A 16,143-nucleotide genomic window follows, 5' to 3' on the forward strand; every position below is an offset into this window, starting at 1 on the left:
TCAGCCGCTGAAGCCGGGCAGCCAGCGCTCCAGCTCGGCCCGGAACGGCGCCTCGCAGTCGAGTTGGGACAGCACGCCGAGGCCACCGATCCAGACGCGGTGGATGAGCAGGTACGACGGCGGCAGGTTCAGCTTCAGCCCGATGGAGTAGCCGGGCCGGCGGGGGTCGTTGATGCGGGCGAACTGCTCGCGCATCCACGGCCGGTTGAAGTGGAAGCGGTCGACCATGGCGGGTTCGAGGAACGGCGACAGGTAGTCGTAGAGATCTTCTGGGTCGAGCTCGATGTGCGCCTTGACGAACCCCTCCTCGCGCAGGCCGTCGAGCATCTCGTCGGCCTGGCCGGCCAGCGCGCGGCGCATGAGCTGGCCGATCGACGGCGGCAGGCCCTCGGGCAGCCGCGCGACGGCGCCGTAGTCGAGAACGCCGAGCCGGCCGTCGGCCGTGACGCGGTAGTTGCCCGGGTGGGGGTCGGCGTGCAGCAGGCCGGCGCGGGCCGGGCCGGAGAACAGGAACCGGACGTACAGCAGCCCGGCGTGGTCGCGCTCTTCCTTCGTGCCCTCGGCGATGACCTTCGACAGCGGCAGGCCGTCGAGCCACTCGGACACCAGCACGTGCTCGGCGCCCTCGACCAGTTGCGGCACCGCGAACTCGGGGTCGTCGCCGTACGCGAGCGCGAACCCGTCCTGTGCGTCGGCCTCCATGCGATAGTCGAGCTCTTCGACCATGCGGTCGTGCAACTCTTCGACCAGCGCCTTCGCGTCCATGCCGGGCACCAGCGCGCCGATGGAGCGGCCCAGCCGGGCGACCTGGCGCAGGTCGGCGCGCAGCGCGTCGCCGGCCCCGGGGTACTGGACCTTGACGGCGACCGTGCGGCCGTCGTGCCACACCGCCTTGTGCACCTGGCCGATGGACGCCGACGCGGCCGGTGCGTCGTCGAAGGACTGGAAACACTCGCGCCAGTCGGGCCCGAGGTCGGCGGCGAGCACGCCGTGTACCGTCGCGGCCTTCATCGGCGGCGCGGACTCCTGCAGCTTGGTAAGCGTGGCGCGGTAGGGCGCGGCCAGCTCTTCCGGGATGCCCGCCTCGAGCACGGACAGGGTCTGGCCGAACTTCATGGCGCCGCCCTTGAGCTCGCCGAGCACCCGGAAGACGTGTTCGGCCGTGCGCTGCTGGAGGTCGGCGCTGACGGACGCGGCCGAGGCGCCGCTCAGCCGCCGTCCCAGGCCCAGCGTCGCCCGCCCGGCCAGCCCGAGCGGCAGTGACGCGAGCTTGAAAGCACGGTTCACGGCGTTGCGTGGCAGATCGCTCACGTCTCCCATTGTGCCGCGTCCCCCTCGCGGCTCGCCCAACCGCATCCACAGCGCGGATGACGGGTCCAGCTCCGCCGCCGCGGCAGCCCCGACGGCAACGTCACCTCGATGGTGCCGTCGACCGCGGCCGGAGCGAACCCGTCGAGGCAGGCCAGCACCTGGGTGGCGGCCAGCCCGGCGACCACGGCGGCCAGCGCGGTGTCGCAGGCCGGCTCGGGTGGCGGACGGCGCAGCGCCTGGTCGAGGACGAGCGGCCAGTGCGGGTCGCGGGCGGTGCGGTGGAGGTCGAGGCAGCGCAGGCAGGACGACCGGCCGGGCAGCACCAGCGGCCCGACCACCCCCGTCACCTCGACGACCTGCGCGAGCAGATGCGGGATGCCCTGACGCACCAGCTCGGCGGCCTCGTCGCGGCCGGTGCCGCCGCTCGGCGCGAGGACGGCCAGGCTCGGCGCCGCGGGCCGGCGGCCGTCGGGTTCCTCGCCCGCGTCGGCCGGGAGCAGCGCGGCCAGCGAACGCCGCCGGGGCGCACCGACGGCGTCGGGCGGGTGGCCGCCGGGGCTGACGTCGGCCGGGCGGACTGGCTGGCCGTCGAGCACGGCGACCGTCCCCACTCCGGCCGCCGCCAGCAGCCGGGCGATCTGCGCGCCGACCCGCCCGGCGCCGTGCACGTCGACCCGCTGCCGGGACCGGGCGGCCAGCACGTCGCCGCCGCCGGCCGGGGCACGGGCCAGCAGCGCGGCGCTGGAGCGGTCGGGCTGGCGCCGCCCGGCGCCGGGTTCGTCGCGGGGCTCGCGGCCGGGCTCGGTGCTTGGCCGGTCGCCGTCGATGACGGCGCCGGCCGCCAGCAGCAGTTCGGTGAGGTGGTCGGCGGCGGACCGGCCGAGGCCGACCTCCGCCGCCAGCTCACGCAGCGCCGCGAGGTCGGCCTCGCCGGTCATCGCCTCGACGACGGCCCGCTCGGGCCGGCTCAGCCCGCCCACCACCAGCGCGAGCCGCGGCGTCGCGCCCACCTGCAAGGTGGACTCGTCTCGCCAGGTGCGGCTCAGCGCGGGGTGGAGGATCGGACGCACAGCGGCATCCTGCCGGTTTCGGCGCCGCCGTGCGTTCGGCTGTCCACAGGCCCGCGAGCGCGGGCCCGGCCGGCGTCAGACGCGCCCGAGGATGCGGTTCAGATTCGTCGAACAGACCGGGCAGGTGGCCTTCGCCATGCGGGTGCCCTTGTCGTTGACGACGATGTCGCCGGTGGCCTCGCGCTTCTCCTTGCACTTCACGCAGTAGAACTCCCCCGTGTACGTCTCAGCCATTCGTGGCCTTCCTTTCCTCGTTGCAGGAGTGGAAGCAGCAGGTCAGCCGCGTCCCCCGTGTGGTTGAGCCGACACATTACGCCAGCCGGCGGATCCTTCGAGGCAGAAATGACGAGCGAGAATGCGCTCGGCGGGATCTCAGTTCCGCTGACGGGCGCGCGCCTTCCCCGGACGCGCGGAAATGTCATCGTTTTCCGAGATCCCGCCGAGCGGGATCGGGCGGCCCGTGCGAAGTGTGGTGTGCAAGGGATTCGAGCCGCCGGACATGTCAGTGAACGTACGGCGATCCCGAGGTGGCGGCAACGGGAACGGCGGTGGACCGTCCCAAGGCTGTGGATAACTCTGTGGACGACCTGTGCAGGACCACCGGAGTACTTGTGGACCACCGGTGCGCAGTGTGTTGACAACCTGGAGGCTACCTATTGTCGACGGCTCTGAGCTGGGCAAACACAATCCACCACATGTGTACGAAGAAAGTGTGGCCGACGTCGCTCCGAGGAACGCGGCGGAGCCGGGCATTGGCCTCGTAGGCGACGATCTCGACCGGTTATCCACATTGCATCCACGCATTCGCAGGCGGATGGGTCTACGGTGCAACCATGGAGGCACCGGACGTCGAGATACGGCGCTCGCTGCGCCGCCGGCGTACGGTCACGGCGTTCCGCGAGAACGGCCGCATCGTCGTGTGCCTCCCGTCGCGCCTCAGCAAAGCCGAGGAACGTCGCTGGGTCCAGGTCATGCTCGACCGGCTCGCGGCCCAGGAGAAGCGGCGCCGTCCCAGCGACGAAGCGCTGCTGGCTCGCGCCGGTGAGCTGTCGCGCAAGCACCTCGGTGGGCGTGCGGTGCCGAGCAGCGTGCGGTGGAGCTCCAGCCAGCGGGCCCGGTGGGGCTCGTGCACGCCCAGCGACGGCTCGATCCGGCTGTCCAGCCGGCTGCAGGGCCTGCCGACCTGGGTCATCGACTACGTGCTGGTGCACGAGCTGGCGCACCTGCTGGTCAACGACCACGGCCCGGAGTTCTGGGCGCTGGTCGGGGCGTACCCGCGGGCCGAGCGGGCGCGCGGCTTCCTCGACGGCTACAGCCACGCGGCGGGCTCGGCCCCGTCCGAGGAGGACGACGAGCCCGGCGAGGCCGGGCCGGGCTCCGGTGGGCCGGGCGTCGGTGGGTCCGGCGCCGACCGGCCCGATGAGTCCGGCGACGAGGACGACGCCGCCTGACTCGCTGCCCGATTCGGGTGGATTCGTGGCGGATCATGGGTACCGTCCTGCGGTGACATCGACGCAGGCGTTCGTGGGCATCCCGACCGGCACCATCACGTGGGACGCGTTGCTGACCGGCGCGCTCGCCGTCCCGGCGACGTTCCTGGCCGCGGTACTGGCGTTCTGGCTGCAGTCGCGTCACAGCTCGCGGCAGGGTCTGGTGGAGGCGGTCGAGTCGCTGCGCGAACTCGTCATGCGCGTGGCGTCGACGACGTCTCCGGCTCCGGCCGACGGCCCCTGGGTGCCGGGCGGCGCGCGCCGGTTGACCGAGGCCGAGGCGCGGCTGTTCGTGGATCTCGGCGAGCGGATCACCCGGGTCCGCTCCCGCTGCGGCCGCCGCGACCGCGCCCTGGCCGCCGGTCTGCGCGACGCCCACGTCAGCGTCATCGCCGCGGTGGTCGGCGGCGAGACCGCCGAAGCCGCCGTCGTCTGGCGGTTCCTGGACGCCTGGCTGGACTCTCGCAGCGGCGTGCGGCGCGGCCGGATCACCGTCGAGGCGTTGCGCCCCAGCCGCCGGACGATGGGTGCGGGCTCAGGCGCGGGGGCGGGCGCCGGCGCCGGTCAGCAGGCGCCGGCGCGCTCGTGACGGCCGTGCCGCCCGCGAGCGACCCACCTCGGGCGGCCGGCTGACCACGCTCGCAGGCCGCGCGTGATCGTGCGCGAGATGGGCTGGGACCCCGCCCGGCTGGGAGGGCTTCCCACCCTATGGGCGGGCACCGACAGTTGCCGCGCGATCGCCGCCACGACGAGCCCGCTGCGGCCGCCCGCCGGTCGGCGCAGCGAGCTGGGCGGCATAGCGGCGGGTGACAGGTCGTGCGCGACCGGCCGCGGGTGACGGGTCGCGGTGACGGGCCGCGGGTGACGGGCCGTGGGAGTGCCCAGGTCGCGGGTCGCGGGCGGCGCGTGATCGTGCGCGAGGTGGGCTGGGACCCCGCCCGGCTGGGAGGGCTTCCCACCCTATGGGCGGGCACCGACAGTCGCCGCGCGATCGCGGCCACGACGAGCCGGGAGCGGCCCGGTCACGCTCGCCGAACGGTCCACGGCTGGGGACGGCCGACGACTGCCGGGGGAGGGCCCGGGACGGCCGACGGCAGCCGGGGGCAACCGGGCAACCCGAGGCACCCCCGGCACGCGTCAGAGGGCGGCGCGAGCGGCGGCGATCAACTCGACGACCCCGCCGCCGAGCGGCGCCGGGAGGTCGTCGTACGGGAACCAGCCGAGGTCGCGGGACTCGTCGCTGACCGTGGCCACGGCCCCGGCGGGCGCCACCGCGAGGTACTGCACGTCCAGATGCCACTCCGCGACGCCGGGAGCGCACGGCGCCGGGTGCCGGTCCAGCTTGACCGGCGCACCGCCGCCGCCCAGAACGAGGCCCGAGATCCCGCTCTCCTCCGCGGCCTCCCGCAGCGCCGTCGCCGCGAGCGAGCCGTCGCCGTCCTCGCAGTGCCCGCCGGCCTGGAGCCAGAGGCCGGCGCGGCCGTGCAGGAGCAGCAGCACCCGTTCCGCGACGGGGTCGAGGATCAGCGCGCTGCCGGTGAGGTGCGCGGGCACGCACGAGCGCCGCATCGCGCCGGGCTCGGCCCGCAGCAGGTCGAGGTACGACCGTCGCAGCTCATCCTGCGACGGCGACGGCGCGGCCCACTGCGACAGCACGGCGACGGCGTCGGCGTGCAGCGAATCGACCGGCATCAGGACGGGCTGCCGCCGTTCTCGTCCTCGGGCGGAGCGGGCGTGTCGTCGAGCCCGGACATGTCCCACTGGTCGACGACGAGGAAGGCGGCGGGGTCGGCGAGGTCGTCGGCCGAGGGCATGAGGTCGGGGTGCGCCCAGACGCCGTCGCGGCCGTCGGCGCCGCGGGCCTCGCGGACCGCCGCCCAGAACGCGGCGGCCTCGCGCAGCTTGCGCGGGCGCAGCTGCAGCCCGACCAGCGTGGCGAAGGTCTGCTCGGCCGGCCCGCCGGACGCACGACGCCGGCGAACGGTCTCGCGCAGCGCCGCCGCGGACGGCAGCCGGTCGGCCGTCGCCTGCGTGACGACGTCGTCGACCCAGCCCTCGACGAGGGCCAGCGCCAGCTCGAGGCGGTCGAGCGCGGCCTGCTGCTCGGGCGTCGTCGGGACGTCGAACAGCCCGCCCTCGAGCGCCTCTTGCAGCGCCTCGGGCCGCTGCGGGTCGATCTCGCGCATCTTCTCCTCGATGGCGCTGGTGTCGACGGAGACGTTGCGGGCGTACTCCTCGACCAGCGCGACGATGTGCGCGCGCAGCCACGGCGCGTGGCCGTACAGCCGGACGTAGGCGGCCTCGCGCAGTGCGAGGTAGAGCAGGACGTCGCGGGCGTCGACGCCGAGGCCCTCGCCGAAGGCGCGGACGTTGGCCGGCAGCAGCGCCGGATGACCGGCGGCCAGCGGCACGCCGATGTCGGCCGAGCCGACCACCTCGCCGGCCAGCTTGCCGATGCTCTGGCCCACCTGCGCGCCCCACATGGAGACGCCGACCTGCTGCATCATGCCGACGAGCGGGCCTGCGGCCTGCGCGATCTCGGGCGGCAGCGACTTGCTCATGGCCTCGGAGACCCGCGCGGCCAGCGGCTCGACGAGGTCCTTCCAGGCGGCCTGGGTGCCCTCGACCCACTCGGCCCGGCTCCAGGTGCGCGGCGAGCCGCCGGTGGACGGGAACGTGGTGGCGCCGTCGAGCCAGGTGTCGGCGAGCCGGAACGCGTCGTCGACCTCGCGGCGGTCGCTGCCGCTGACCGAGCGGTCGCCGGCGGCCGAGACGACCTCGCGCGCGGCCTGGTTGGCGAGGTCCCAGTTCACCGGCCCGCCGGACCAGGAGAACATCTGGCCGAGCTGCTGGAACATGGCGCCGAGGTCGGGGTTGCCGCCGGGGCCGCCCGGACCACCGGGACCGAACATGCCGAACAGCCCGCCCAACGGATCGTCCGGGCCGGAGCCACCGGCCCCGCCGGAGCCGGCCCCGGACTTCTCGGGCCGGTCGTCGTCAGGGTCGTCGGAGGAACGGAAACCGAAGGGGACATCATTCATGGCAGCGCCTCGGGCAGGATGGGAAGCGTTCGGGAGCGCCTCATGCGTTCCACGGTAGTCGTTGAAGGGGATTTCGTGCGCAGACAGTCGGGCCGGGTTCGCGCTGGGCGCAACGGCGGCGACGGGCTGGTCGTCGCGGTCACCGGCGCCGCCTCCGGGGTCGGCCGCCTGCTGGCCGCACGCCTGGCCGCCAGCGACGACGTCGCCGAGGTCGTGGGTCTCGACGACTCCCGCGGCGACGTCGACGGCGTCACGTGGCGCGTGATGGATCTCACCGATCCCGCCATCGTCACCCGGCTGGCCGGGGTCGACGCGGTGGTGCACGCGGCGGTCGACATCGGCATCACCGACGACCCCGCCGTCCGCTCGCACCGCAACGTGCGCGGCACCCAGACCATCCTGACGGCGTCCGCGGCGGCCGGCGTCAAGCACGTCGCGGTCCTCACCAGCGCCATGGTCTACGGCGCGCATCCCGACAACGACGTGCCGCTGGACGAGGACGCCCCGCTGCGCGCGGAGCCCGACGGCTCGGTCATCAGCGACCTGCTCGAGATCGAGGACCTCAGCGCGCGGGCGCCGCGGTCGCATCCCGGCATGTCGGTGACGGTGGTCCGCCCGGCCGCGGTCGTCGGGCCCGGCATCGACACCGTCCTCACCCGTCACTTCGAGGCGCCGCGGCTGCTGGTCGTGCGGGGCAGCGAGCCGGCCTGGCAGTTCTGCCACGTCGACGACCTGGCGTCGGCGCTCGAGCACGTCGTCCTGCACGGCGTCAGCGGCCCGGTCGCCGTCGGCAGCGAGGGCCACCTCGACCAGCTGGCCGTCGAGGAGCTGTCCGGGCGCAGCCGCATCGAGCTGCCGGCGTCGTTCGCGTTCGGCACCGCCCAGCGGCTGCACCGGCTCGGCGTCACCCCGGCGCCGGCCAGCGAGCTGCACTACGTCACCCGGCCGTGGGTGGTGGCCGCCGAGCGGCTGCGGAAGTCCGGCTGGGAGCCGCGCTACGACAACGCCGAGGCACTGCGGGCGCTGATGGAAGAGGTCGGCGGCCGGCACGCGCTGGCGTCGCGGCGCATCGGCAAGCGCGACGCCGCCACGGCGGCCACCATCGGCGCCGCCGGCGCCACCGTCGCGATCCTCGGGACGGCGGTCGTGGTCCGCAAGGCCCGCCGCCGGAAGCGGAGCTGAGATGGACGTCATCCGGTTGCTCGACGTGCGGCCCGACCCGCTCTCCGTCGACGAGGTGCTGGCCGCGGTGTCCGACCGCGGCGCCGGCGGCACCGTCGTGTTCGTCGGCACGGTCCGCGAGGCCGACGGCGGCCGCGGCGTCACCAGCCTCGACTACGAGGCGCACCCCACGGTGGCCGAGGCGCTGCGGACAGTGGCCGAGAAGGTCGCCGCCGAGCACCCGCTGCGCGCGCTGGCCGCCGTCCACCGCGTCGGCCACCTCGACATCGGCGACACCGCCGTCGTGGTCGCGGCCGCCGCCGGCCACCGCCAGGAGGCGTTCGCCGCCTGCCGCCAGCTGATCGACGACCTCAAACGCGAGGTCCCGATCTGGAAGCACCAGCGCTTCGACGACGGCAGCGAGGAATGGGTCGGCTCGCCCTGAAACGCGCTGGCCGCCCCACCGCGTCTTCAAGGTGAGGACGACGAACGGAGGCTGGCGGTGGCCGGCGACGAGGAAGGCTTCACCGACTTCGCGGCGGCGTGCGGCGGGCGGCTGTTCCGGACCGCCTGGCTGCTGACGGGCGACTGGCATCTGGCCGAGGACCTCGTGCAGGAGACCCTCGGCAAGGTGTACCGCGTCTGGACGACGCGCCGGCGGCCCGACGACCCGATCGCCTACGCCCGCACGGCGCTGGTGCGCACGTTCATCACGCACCGGCGGCGGCGTGGGTCGGGCGAGCGGCCCACCGACGTCGTGCCGGAGCTGCCGGGCCGCGAGCCGGACGTCGCGCTGCGGGTCACCCTGCTCGACGCACTGGCCCGGCTGGACGCGAAGGACCGGGCGGTCCTGGTGCTGCGCTACTGGGAGGACCGCAGCGTCGAGCAGACGGCCGCCGAGCTGGGCCTGTCGGCCGGCGCGGTGCGCTCGCGCTGCTTCCGTGCGCTCGACCGGCTGCGCGACGTCCTCGGCGCCGACGACCCGACCAGGAGTGGAGCGACACCATGACGATCGAAGAGGACCTCGAGCTGGCTCTCCGGGCCGAGGCGGCCCGGGTCGACCCGCCGGTCGCGGACCTCGTCGACGGCGCACTGGCGCGCGGGCGGGAGCGGCGGCGGCTGCGCCGGTCCCGGTTCGCCGTGGCCGGCGCCGCCCTGGTCGTCACGGCCGGCGTCGGCGGCCTGGTCGCGGCCCCGTTCATCGGCGCCGACGACGAGCCCGCCACGACCGACGCCCCGGTCGCCTCCGGCGTGTCCGAGGCGCCGCCGCAGGCCGGCCCCGTCGCGGAGATCGACGCCGAGGCCGTCCTCGACGCGGTCGTGGCGCTGCTGCCGCCCGGCGAGATCAGCGAGGCGCACGCGTCCGCGCTCGAGCCGACGTCGGTCTGGATCGACTTCGTGTGGGACGACGGCACCGGCGCCAGCTGGGTGAGCGGGACGGTCGATCTTCCGGCGGCCGCGGAGCCGAACGAGTGCGCGAGGATCGTCAACGGGGGCAGCTGCGAGGTCGAGGCCCTCGACGACGGCAGCACGGTGCTGCGGCAGTCCGGGCCGTACTACCCCCAGCCCGACCGCGAGCCGGAGCGGCTGCAGTCCCGCGCCCGGGCGGTGTTCCCCAGTGGGCTGAAGGTCATGCTGGACGCGATGAACGCGCCCACCGAGAAGGAGTCCGCGCCGACCCGCGAGGCGCCGCCGTTCTCGTTGGACCAGCTCGCCGCCGTCGTCACGGACGGGGTCTGGGCCGAGCTGACCGCGGGCGTGTCCCCGCCGCCGGCGCCGCAGCAGCCGGGCGACGAGGAGGCCAGCGACCAGGCGCGGGCGCTCGCCGAGAACCTCGGGGCCGGCTGGACGGCCAGCGGTTCCGACATGGCCGTGGCTGGACCCGACGTCACCGCCGGCCTGCCCGAGCAGGTCGAGGTGGGAGCGGCGATGATCATGGAGATCGGCTCCGAGCTCACCGTGGCCGACCACTGCGAGCCGATGGAGGAGAAGGGCCGCATCACCCAGCCCTGCACCACCACGACCACGCCCGACGGCGAGACCGTCCACGTCCAGTGGGCGACGACGACGCTCGAGGGCCCGTACGCCGAGGGTGGCTACAGCGCCGAGGTGTTGGTGATCGCCGGGACCGACGAGCGGAAGGTCCGGGTGAGCCTCCTCGTGAGCGACGCCGCCGCGACGACGACGCCGGAACGGCGCGACGCCATGGCCGCCTGGCTCGAGGACCGGGTCGGCGACCTCGCCCGCGCGGCGACCGCCGCTGACGCCGGACACACAGGCTGACCACGTACTCTTACGGTGTCCGTTCCCGTTCACCGTGAGGACCGCCCACACCGATGACCCGCCGATCCGCGACGCTCGCCGTCGCCGGGGCCCTGATCGTCGCGCTCGTCGCGGTCGCGTCCATGCTGCACCTGCCCTACGTCGTGTACTCGCCGGGGCCGGTCGAGGACACGCTGGGTGAATGGAACGGCCAGCAGGTCATTCAGATCGACGGCGCCGAGACGTTCCCCACCGACGGCGTGCTCGACCTCACCACCGTCGGGGTCACGTCCGCCGACGCCGACCTCGACCTGCTGACGGCGTTGCGCGCGTGGATCGACCCCGACCGCGCCGTCATCCCCCGTGAGCTGGTCTACCCCGAGGGCACCACGGCCGAGCAGTCGCGGCAGCAGAACGCCGCCATGCTCGCCAACTCGCAGCAGAACGCCGAGGTCGCCGCGTTGCGCAAGCTCGGCTACGACGTGCCCGAGAAGGTGGTCGTCGACGCCGTGGTCGCCGACGCCCCCGCCGACGGCGTGCTCGAGCCGGGCGACATCGTGGTCTCGGTCGACGGCGCCCCCGTCGCCACCCCCGAGGACGTCGTCGACGCCGTCACCGCGCACCAGCCCGGCGAGGCCGTCTCGTTCGTCGTCGACCGCGACGGCCGGCAGCTCACCGAGTCGATCACCACCATCGCCGCCGAGGACGACGGCCGCGCGCTGGTCGGGTTCAGCCCGACGCTCGGGTTCGACCTGCCCGTCGACATCACCATCGGCATCGACGAGCGCATCGGCGGCCCCAGCGCCGGCATGATCTTCGCCGTCGCCATCTACGACACCCTCACCCCGGGCGAACTGCTCGACGGCGTGCACGTCGCCGGCACCGGCGAGATCAGCCCCGACGGCGAGGTCGGCCCCATCGGCGGCATCCAGCAGAAGATCGCCGCCGCCAACCACGACGGCGCCGCGCTGTTCCTCGCCCCGGCCAGCAACTGCGACGAAGCGGTCGGCGGCAACAACGGCGACATGCAGGTGGTCCCCATCGAGACCCTCGACGACGCCGTCAGCACCATCGAGTCCTTCGTCGCCGGCGACACCGACGACCTGCCCGCCTGCCCGGCCTGACGACCCCGGTCCGGGCACTGTCGACCGGCTGGCCGGTGGTGCGTCGACGGGCGGACGGCGCGTCGGCCGGCGGCCGGTGCATCGGCGCGCGGACGTTGTCGGCGCCCGCCCGTAGGGTGGGTGCCCTCCCAGCCGGGCGGGGACCGTACTCAGCCGACGAACGCCGCGACGCGCGACGAACCCGCGAATCGGGCTGATCGGCGCCGATCCGAGCGGAACGGCGCCGGCAGAGCCGAACCAGCCGGCCAGGTTGAGCGGGGCCCGGGAGGAACCCCCGCCGACCTCAGCCGAACGTCTCGGCCAGCGCGTTGCCCAGCTCGGGCGACAGTTCGGCGCCGCGCACCAGTTCGTCGTCGGCTTCGTGGCCGCGGATCCGCAGCACCGACGCCCGCCGGCCGTCGCGGAGGACGCCGACGACGACGCGGACGTCGGAGCGGTCGGGGTGCTGCTGCGCCCAGCGGGCGGCCAGGCCGTCGTCGTCGGGCATCTGGTCCTCGGCGCCGGGCGGCAGGACGATGCGCTCGAGCACCAGCGCGCAGCCGGAGACGGTGTCGGGCCAGGTGATCTCGACGAGCAGGTCCTCGATCGGCCGGCCGGAGACGTCCTGCTCGATGGGCGTGAGGGAGTCGGCGGGCGCGTCGGGCTCGATGCCGATGCTGGCGGCCAGCGCCGGCTCGCGGGAGAGGAGGTCGGCCGTGGGCGCCAGCGCGTACAGCCGGGCCGGCTGGTCCCAGCCGTCGTCGCGGACGTGCTGTTCGATCTCCTCGATCGCGCGGTACAGGGCGCTCGGCTGCTCGTCCGTGGTGCTCATGCCCGCATCGTCGCACGCGCGGCGACGGCCGGCGACATCGGTCACGGCCCGGCGTCGAACGGGTCACGGTTCGCCCCGAACCGTCCGCTGACAGCGATGTTCCGACCGCGGGTCGGAACCGCGCAGGCCGGTGAGATAGTTTTGCAGGGGTGAGCCAGGACATGCCCCGACCCGCCGGACCGTTCCGCGGCGCGCCCCAACGACGGTCGCGCGCTCTACTGCCCACGCTCATCGTGCTCGGCGCCCTCATCGCCGCGTACGTGCTCGTCGTGACGTTCTGGACCGACAGACTGTGGTACCAGTCGGTCGACTTCACCCAGGTGTTCACGACACAGCTGGTCACACGGATCGGGTTGTTCCTGGTCTTCGGCCTGCTCATGGCCGCCTCGGTCGTCGTCAACGGCATGGTCGCCTACCGCGTCCGGCCGCGCTACCGGCCGATGAGCGTCGAGCAGCAGAGCCTCGACCGCTACCGCGACGCCATCGACCCGGTCCGTACCTGGGTGCTGACGGCGGCCGCCGTCCTGCTGGCGATCATGGCCGGCGCCAGCGCCGCGGGGCAGTGGCAGACCTTCCTGTTGTGGCGCAACGGCGGCGAGTTCGGCCAGAAGGACGCCCAGTTCGGTCTCGACCTCGGCTTCTTCGCCTTCGACTACCCGTGGTGGCGCTACCTCGTCAGCTTCGGGTTCGCGGTCGTCGTGCTGGGCCTGGTCGTCGCGGCCATCACCCACTACGTCTACGGCGGCATCCGGCTGCAGACCGCCGGGCAGAAGGTCAGCCCCGCCACCACGGCCCACCTGTCGGTCCTGATCGGCCTGTTCGTGCTGCTCAAGGCCGTGGCGTACTGGCTCGACCGGTACGCGCTGGTCATGCAGGACAACGACCGCTTCACCGGCGGCTCGTACACCGACATCAACGCGGTGCTGCCGGCCAAGACCATCCTGATCTTCGTCGCGACCATCTGCGCCATCCTGTTCTTCGTCAACGTCTGGCAGCGCAACTGGACGCTGCCGGGCATCGGGCTGGGCCTGCTCGTGCTGTCGGCGGTCCTGCTCGGCGGGCTGTGGCCGTTCCTCGTCCAGCAGTTCCAGGTCCGGCCGAGTGAGGCCAGCCGCGAGGCGCCGTACATCAGCCGCAACATCGAGGCGACCCGCGACGCCTACGGCATCCAGGACGTCCAGACCGAGGAGTACCGCGCCGAGACGTCGGTCCAGGAGGGCCAGCTGGCGCAGGACTCCGCCACCATCCCCGGCATCCGGCTGATGGACCCCAGCGTCATCCCGCCGGCCTTCCAGCAGCTGCAGCAGGTCCGCGGCTTCTACACGTTCAGCGACCCGCTCGACGTCGACCGCTACACGGTCGAGGGCGACGACGGCGTGGTGGCCGAGCAGGACATGGTCGTCGCCGTCCGCGAGGTCAACTCCGACGGCATCCCGTCCGAGCAGCGCAACTGGATCAACGAGCACACCGTCTACACCCACGGCTTCGGCGTCGTCGCCGCGTACGGCAACACCCGCGAGAGCGACGGCTCGCCGAACTTCGCCGAGGAGGACATCCCCACGCAGGGTGTGCTCGGCGAGTACGAGCCGCGCATCTACTTCGGCGAGAACTCGCCCAGCTACTCCATCGTCGGCGCGCCCGAGGGCACCGACCCGGTCGAGTACGACATCCCGGAAGACCCCGAGACCGGCAGCGAGCGACGCAACACCTACACCGGCGACGGCGGCGTTCCCATCGGCTCGTTCTGGAACAAGCTGCTCTATGCCACGCGGTTCCAGGAGGCCAACTTCCTGCTGTCCGACCGCCTCAACTCCGAGTCGCGGCTGCTGTACGAACGCAACCCGCGCGATCGGGTCGAGAAGGTCGCGCCGTGGCTCACGGTCGACGCCAACCCGTTCCCGTCGGTGGTCGACGGCCGCGTCGTCTGGGTGCTCGACGGCTACACGACGCTGAACTCGCTGCCGTACAGCCAGCGGGTGTCGCTGAGCGAGGCCACCAGCGACTCGCGCACGGCCCGCCCGGCGCTGGCCGCGCAGCCCGACGACTTCATCAACTACGTCCGCAACTCGGTGAAGGCCACGGTCGACGCCTACGACGGCACCGTCACCCTGTACGCATGGGACGAGGACGACCCGGTCCTGCAGGCGTGGATGAACGCGTTCCCCGACTCCGTGCAGCCGCGTTCGGAGATCCCGACGCCGCTGCTCGACCACCTGCGCTACCCCGAGGACCTGTTCAAGCTGCAGCGCAACATGCTCGAGCAGTACCACGTCACCGAGGCCTCGACGTTCTACGGCGGCCAGGACCGCTGGGTGGTGCCGGCCGACCCGTCGTCGAACGTCGACGTCAAGCAGCCGCCGTACTACCAGACCATCCAGCTGCCCGACGCCGACGAGCCGATCTTCTCGCTGACCACCACCTACACGCCGAGGGGCCGGCCGAACCTGGCCGCGTTCATGGCGGTCAACGCCGACGCCCGCAGCGACGACTACGGGCAGTTGCAGATCCTGAGACTGCCCAGCAACACGCAGATCGACGGTCCGGGGCAGGTCGCCAACGACTTCGAGTCCAACGCCGACGTCGCCCAGCAGTTGACGCTGCTGCGCTCCGGTGACGCCGAGACCCAGCTGGGCAACCTGCTCACGCTGCCGGTCGGCGGCGGCCTGCTGTACGTCCAGCCGGTCTACGTCGCGCGGGCCACCGGCGAGGCCGCCTACCCGCTGCTGCGCCGCGTCCTGGTGCAGTTCGGCGACAGCATCGGCTTCGACGACACCCTGCAGGGCGCGCTCGACCAGATCTTCGAAGGCGACTCCGGCACCGTCACCGGCGACGAGCCGCCCATCGTGGAGGAGACGCCGCCTCCGGGTGGCGAAGAGACCCCGCCGCCCGACACCGAGACGACGCCGCCGCCCACCACGGAGCAGCCGGCCGACCTCACGGCGGCGCTCGATGCCATCCGGGTCGCGTGGCAGGAGGCCCGCGACGCGCAGGCCGCCGGCGACTGGGCGGAGTACGGCGCGGCGCTCCAGCGGCTCGACGCGGCCATCGCGGCGGCCGAGGCGCTCACCGGCGGCGAGGGCGCCGGCGGCGCCACCCCCGGGGCCACCCCAGGGCAGTAACGCCAACCGGCCGGAGCCGTCACCCGTTCCTCGGGTGGCGGCTCCGTCCGCGTTCGGGCTCAGACGGCGCGCTGGTAGGTGATCAGCAGGAAGCCCGGCAGCGGCTCGTGGTCGCGCTGCGGCGTGCGGACGAAGCCGAGCCGCTGGTACAGCCGGTGCGCGGTGACCATGGTCGGCAGCGACGACAGCACCAGCGTGTGGTCGCCGTGCTCGCGGGCGAGGTCGAGGCAGCACTGCACCAGCGCCGCCCCGACGCCGCGGCCGCGCGCCGCGGGGTCGACGGCGAGCATGCGGAACTCCGCCTCGCCCGGCCGCGCCACCTCGACGTACGGGCTGGGCGGACGGCAGAACGTGACCGCACCCAGCACCGTGCCGTCGTGGTCGGCCGCCACCAGCAGCGTGGCCTGGCCCGACCGGTGCTCGATGTCGGACAGCTCGTCGGCGTACTGCTCGTCGCCGTCCAGGAACCCGTCGGCGTCGTAGGCCGCCACCGTGAGGGCGGCGACGGCGGGGTGGTCGTCGGGGCGGGCCGGGCGCACCTGGAAGTCCGTCATGACGCACATTCTCGCGCCGGCCACTGACGCCCGACGCGGCCGTCCTCGCGATTTGGCGCACCGCACCCGATCGCGTAGACTTCCTTTCAGCGACGCGGGGTGGAGCAGCTCGGTAGCTCGCTGGGCTCATAACCCAGAGGCCGCAGGTTCAAATCCTGCCCCCGCTACCACATGAAGGATGATCGGCCCGGACCACAGGT

General features: G+C 73.6%; 15 protein-coding genes and 1 tRNA gene. 9 read left to right on the forward strand and 7 right to left on the reverse strand.

All coding sequences use genetic code 11. The features are described from left to right. The 3 genes from BLV02_RS30125 to BLV02_RS36835 form a co-directional block, all read right to left on the reverse strand. Nucleotides 1-1,311, reverse strand: a complete 1,311-nt coding sequence (locus BLV02_RS30125) for an ABC1 kinase family protein (protein WP_083289140.1) — start codon at nucleotides 1,309-1,311, stop codon at nucleotides 1-3. Beyond that, nucleotides 1,308-2,381, reverse strand: coding sequence for a hypothetical protein (locus BLV02_RS30130; protein ID WP_069114336.1), 1,074 nt, complete (start codon nucleotides 2,379-2,381; stop codon nucleotides 1,308-1,310). Before BLV02_RS30130 ends, BLV02_RS30125 begins: the two co-directional genes overlap by 4 nt. Nucleotides 2,382-2,456: 75 nt before the next feature. After that, nucleotides 2,457-2,615: a DUF5679 domain-containing protein gene (locus tag BLV02_RS36835; protein ID WP_092623275.1), complete on the reverse strand. Its 159-nt coding sequence runs from the start codon at nucleotides 2,613-2,615 to the stop codon at nucleotides 2,457-2,459. A gap of 599 nt (nucleotides 2,616-3,214) precedes the next feature. Here BLV02_RS36835 and BLV02_RS30135 point away from each other — a divergent pair. Together BLV02_RS30135 and BLV02_RS30140 are read left to right on the forward strand one after the other, a co-directional pair. Further along, on the forward strand, nucleotides 3,215-3,832 hold the full coding sequence (locus BLV02_RS30135) for a M48 metallopeptidase family protein (protein ID WP_171906863.1): 618 nt from the start codon (nucleotides 3,215-3,217) through the stop codon (nucleotides 3,830-3,832). Between the two features lie 52 nt (nucleotides 3,833-3,884). Next, nucleotides 3,885-4,460: a hypothetical protein gene (locus tag BLV02_RS30140; RefSeq protein WP_069114335.1), complete on the forward strand. Its 576-nt coding sequence runs from the start codon at nucleotides 3,885-3,887 to the stop codon at nucleotides 4,458-4,460. Between the two features lie 548 nt (nucleotides 4,461-5,008). Here the strand turns inward: BLV02_RS30140 and BLV02_RS30145 are convergent. Together BLV02_RS30145 and BLV02_RS30150 are read right to left on the reverse strand one after the other, a co-directional pair. After that, the gene (locus tag BLV02_RS30145) at nucleotides 5,009-5,563 is read right to left on the reverse strand and encodes an NUDIX hydrolase (protein WP_069114334.1); all 555 of its coding nucleotides are present in this window, start codon (nucleotides 5,561-5,563) and stop codon (nucleotides 5,009-5,011) included. Further along, the gene (locus tag BLV02_RS30150; RefSeq protein WP_069114333.1) at nucleotides 5,563-6,912 is read right to left on the reverse strand and encodes a zinc-dependent metalloprotease; all 1,350 of its coding nucleotides are present in this window, start codon (nucleotides 6,910-6,912) and stop codon (nucleotides 5,563-5,565) included. Before BLV02_RS30150 ends, BLV02_RS30145 begins: the two co-directional genes overlap by 1 nt. A 75-nt stretch (nucleotides 6,913-6,987) precedes the next feature. Here BLV02_RS30150 and BLV02_RS30155 point away from each other — a divergent pair, with 75 nt between their 5' ends. The 5 genes from BLV02_RS30155 to BLV02_RS30175 are packed head-to-tail and all read left to right on the forward strand — an operon-like array spanning nucleotide 6,988 to nucleotide 11,459. After that, the gene (locus BLV02_RS30155; protein ID WP_216094527.1) at nucleotides 6,988-8,094 is read left to right on the forward strand and encodes an NAD-dependent epimerase/dehydratase family protein; all 1,107 of its coding nucleotides are present in this window, start codon (nucleotides 6,988-6,990) and stop codon (nucleotides 8,092-8,094) included. A 1-nt stretch (nucleotide 8,095) separates the two neighbouring features. Next, the gene (locus tag BLV02_RS30160; protein WP_069114332.1) at nucleotides 8,096-8,518 is read left to right on the forward strand and encodes a molybdenum cofactor biosynthesis protein MoaE; all 423 of its coding nucleotides are present in this window, start codon (nucleotides 8,096-8,098) and stop codon (nucleotides 8,516-8,518) included. A 57-nt stretch (nucleotides 8,519-8,575) separates the two neighbouring features. Next, nucleotides 8,576-9,082, forward strand: coding sequence for a SigE family RNA polymerase sigma factor (locus BLV02_RS30165; RefSeq protein WP_069114331.1), 507 nt, complete (start codon nucleotides 8,576-8,578; stop codon nucleotides 9,080-9,082). After that, complete coding sequence (locus BLV02_RS36840) at nucleotides 9,079-10,356, forward strand: hypothetical protein (RefSeq protein WP_069114330.1); 1,278 nt, start codon at nucleotides 9,079-9,081, stop codon at nucleotides 10,354-10,356. Before BLV02_RS30165 ends, BLV02_RS36840 begins: the two co-directional genes overlap by 4 nt. 53 nt (nucleotides 10,357-10,409) lie before the next feature. Beyond that, nucleotides 10,410-11,459, forward strand: a complete 1,050-nt coding sequence (locus BLV02_RS30175) for a YlbL family protein (RefSeq protein WP_069114329.1) — start codon at nucleotides 10,410-10,412, stop codon at nucleotides 11,457-11,459. A 283-nt stretch (nucleotides 11,460-11,742) separates the two neighbouring features. Here BLV02_RS30175 and BLV02_RS30180 read toward each other — a convergent pair whose 3' ends face one another. Continuing rightward, nucleotides 11,743-12,270: a PPA1309 family protein gene (locus tag BLV02_RS30180; protein WP_069114328.1), complete on the reverse strand. Its 528-nt coding sequence runs from the start codon at nucleotides 12,268-12,270 to the stop codon at nucleotides 11,743-11,745. 161 nt (nucleotides 12,271-12,431) lie between these two features. Between BLV02_RS30180 and BLV02_RS30185 the strand changes: the two genes are divergently transcribed. Next, nucleotides 12,432-15,389 (forward strand): UPF0182 family membrane protein, encoded by a 2,958-nt coding sequence (locus BLV02_RS30185; RefSeq protein ID WP_074946981.1) that lies wholly within the window; start codon nucleotides 12,432-12,434, stop codon nucleotides 15,387-15,389. A gap of 59 nt (nucleotides 15,390-15,448) precedes the next feature. On the opposite strand, the gene BLV02_RS30190 is transcribed toward BLV02_RS30185, so the two are convergent. Next, nucleotides 15,449-15,943, reverse strand: a complete 495-nt coding sequence (locus BLV02_RS30190) for a GNAT family N-acetyltransferase (protein WP_069114489.1) — start codon at nucleotides 15,941-15,943, stop codon at nucleotides 15,449-15,451. A gap of 93 nt (nucleotides 15,944-16,036) precedes the next feature. Between BLV02_RS30190 and BLV02_RS30195 the strand changes: the two genes are divergently transcribed. Continuing rightward, nucleotides 16,037-16,113, forward strand: a tRNA-Met gene (locus BLV02_RS30195). Nucleotides 16,114-16,143 lie beyond the last annotated feature (30 nt).

The sequence above is a fragment of the Jiangella alba genome (assembly GCF_900106035.1).
Taxonomy (GTDB): domain Bacteria; phylum Actinomycetota; class Actinomycetes; order Jiangellales; family Jiangellaceae; genus Jiangella; species Jiangella alba.

Coding starts and splice junctions, on each gene's coding strand:
- BLV02_RS30150 (WP_069114333.1), bottom strand. CDS start 6,912: ATGAATGATGTCCCCTTCGGTTTCCGTTCCTCCGACGACCCTGACGAC.
- BLV02_RS30145 (WP_069114334.1), bottom strand. CDS start 5,563: ATGCCGGTCGATTCGCTGCACGCCGACGCCGTCGCCGTGCTGTCGCAG.
- BLV02_RS30160 (WP_069114332.1), top strand. CDS start 8,096: ATGGACGTCATCCGGTTGCTCGACGTGCGGCCCGACCCGCTCTCCGTC.
- BLV02_RS36840 (WP_069114330.1), top strand. CDS start 9,079: ATGACGATCGAAGAGGACCTCGAGCTGGCTCTCCGGGCCGAGGCGGCC.
- BLV02_RS30190 (WP_069114489.1), bottom strand. CDS start 15,943: ATGACGGACTTCCAGGTGCGCCCGGCCCGCCCCGACGACCACCCCGCC.
- BLV02_RS30135 (WP_171906863.1), top strand. CDS start 3,215: ATGGAGGCACCGGACGTCGAGATACGGCGCTCGCTGCGCCGCCGGCGT.
- BLV02_RS30185 (WP_074946981.1), top strand. CDS start 12,432: ATGCCCCGACCCGCCGGACCGTTCCGCGGCGCGCCCCAACGACGGTCG.
- BLV02_RS30175 (WP_069114329.1), top strand. CDS start 10,410: ATGACCCGCCGATCCGCGACGCTCGCCGTCGCCGGGGCCCTGATCGTC.
- BLV02_RS36835 (WP_092623275.1), bottom strand. CDS start 2,615: ATGGCTGAGACGTACACGGGGGAGTTCTACTGCGTGAAGTGCAAGGAG.
- BLV02_RS30180 (WP_069114328.1), bottom strand. CDS start 12,270: ATGAGCACCACGGACGAGCAGCCGAGCGCCCTGTACCGCGCGATCGAG.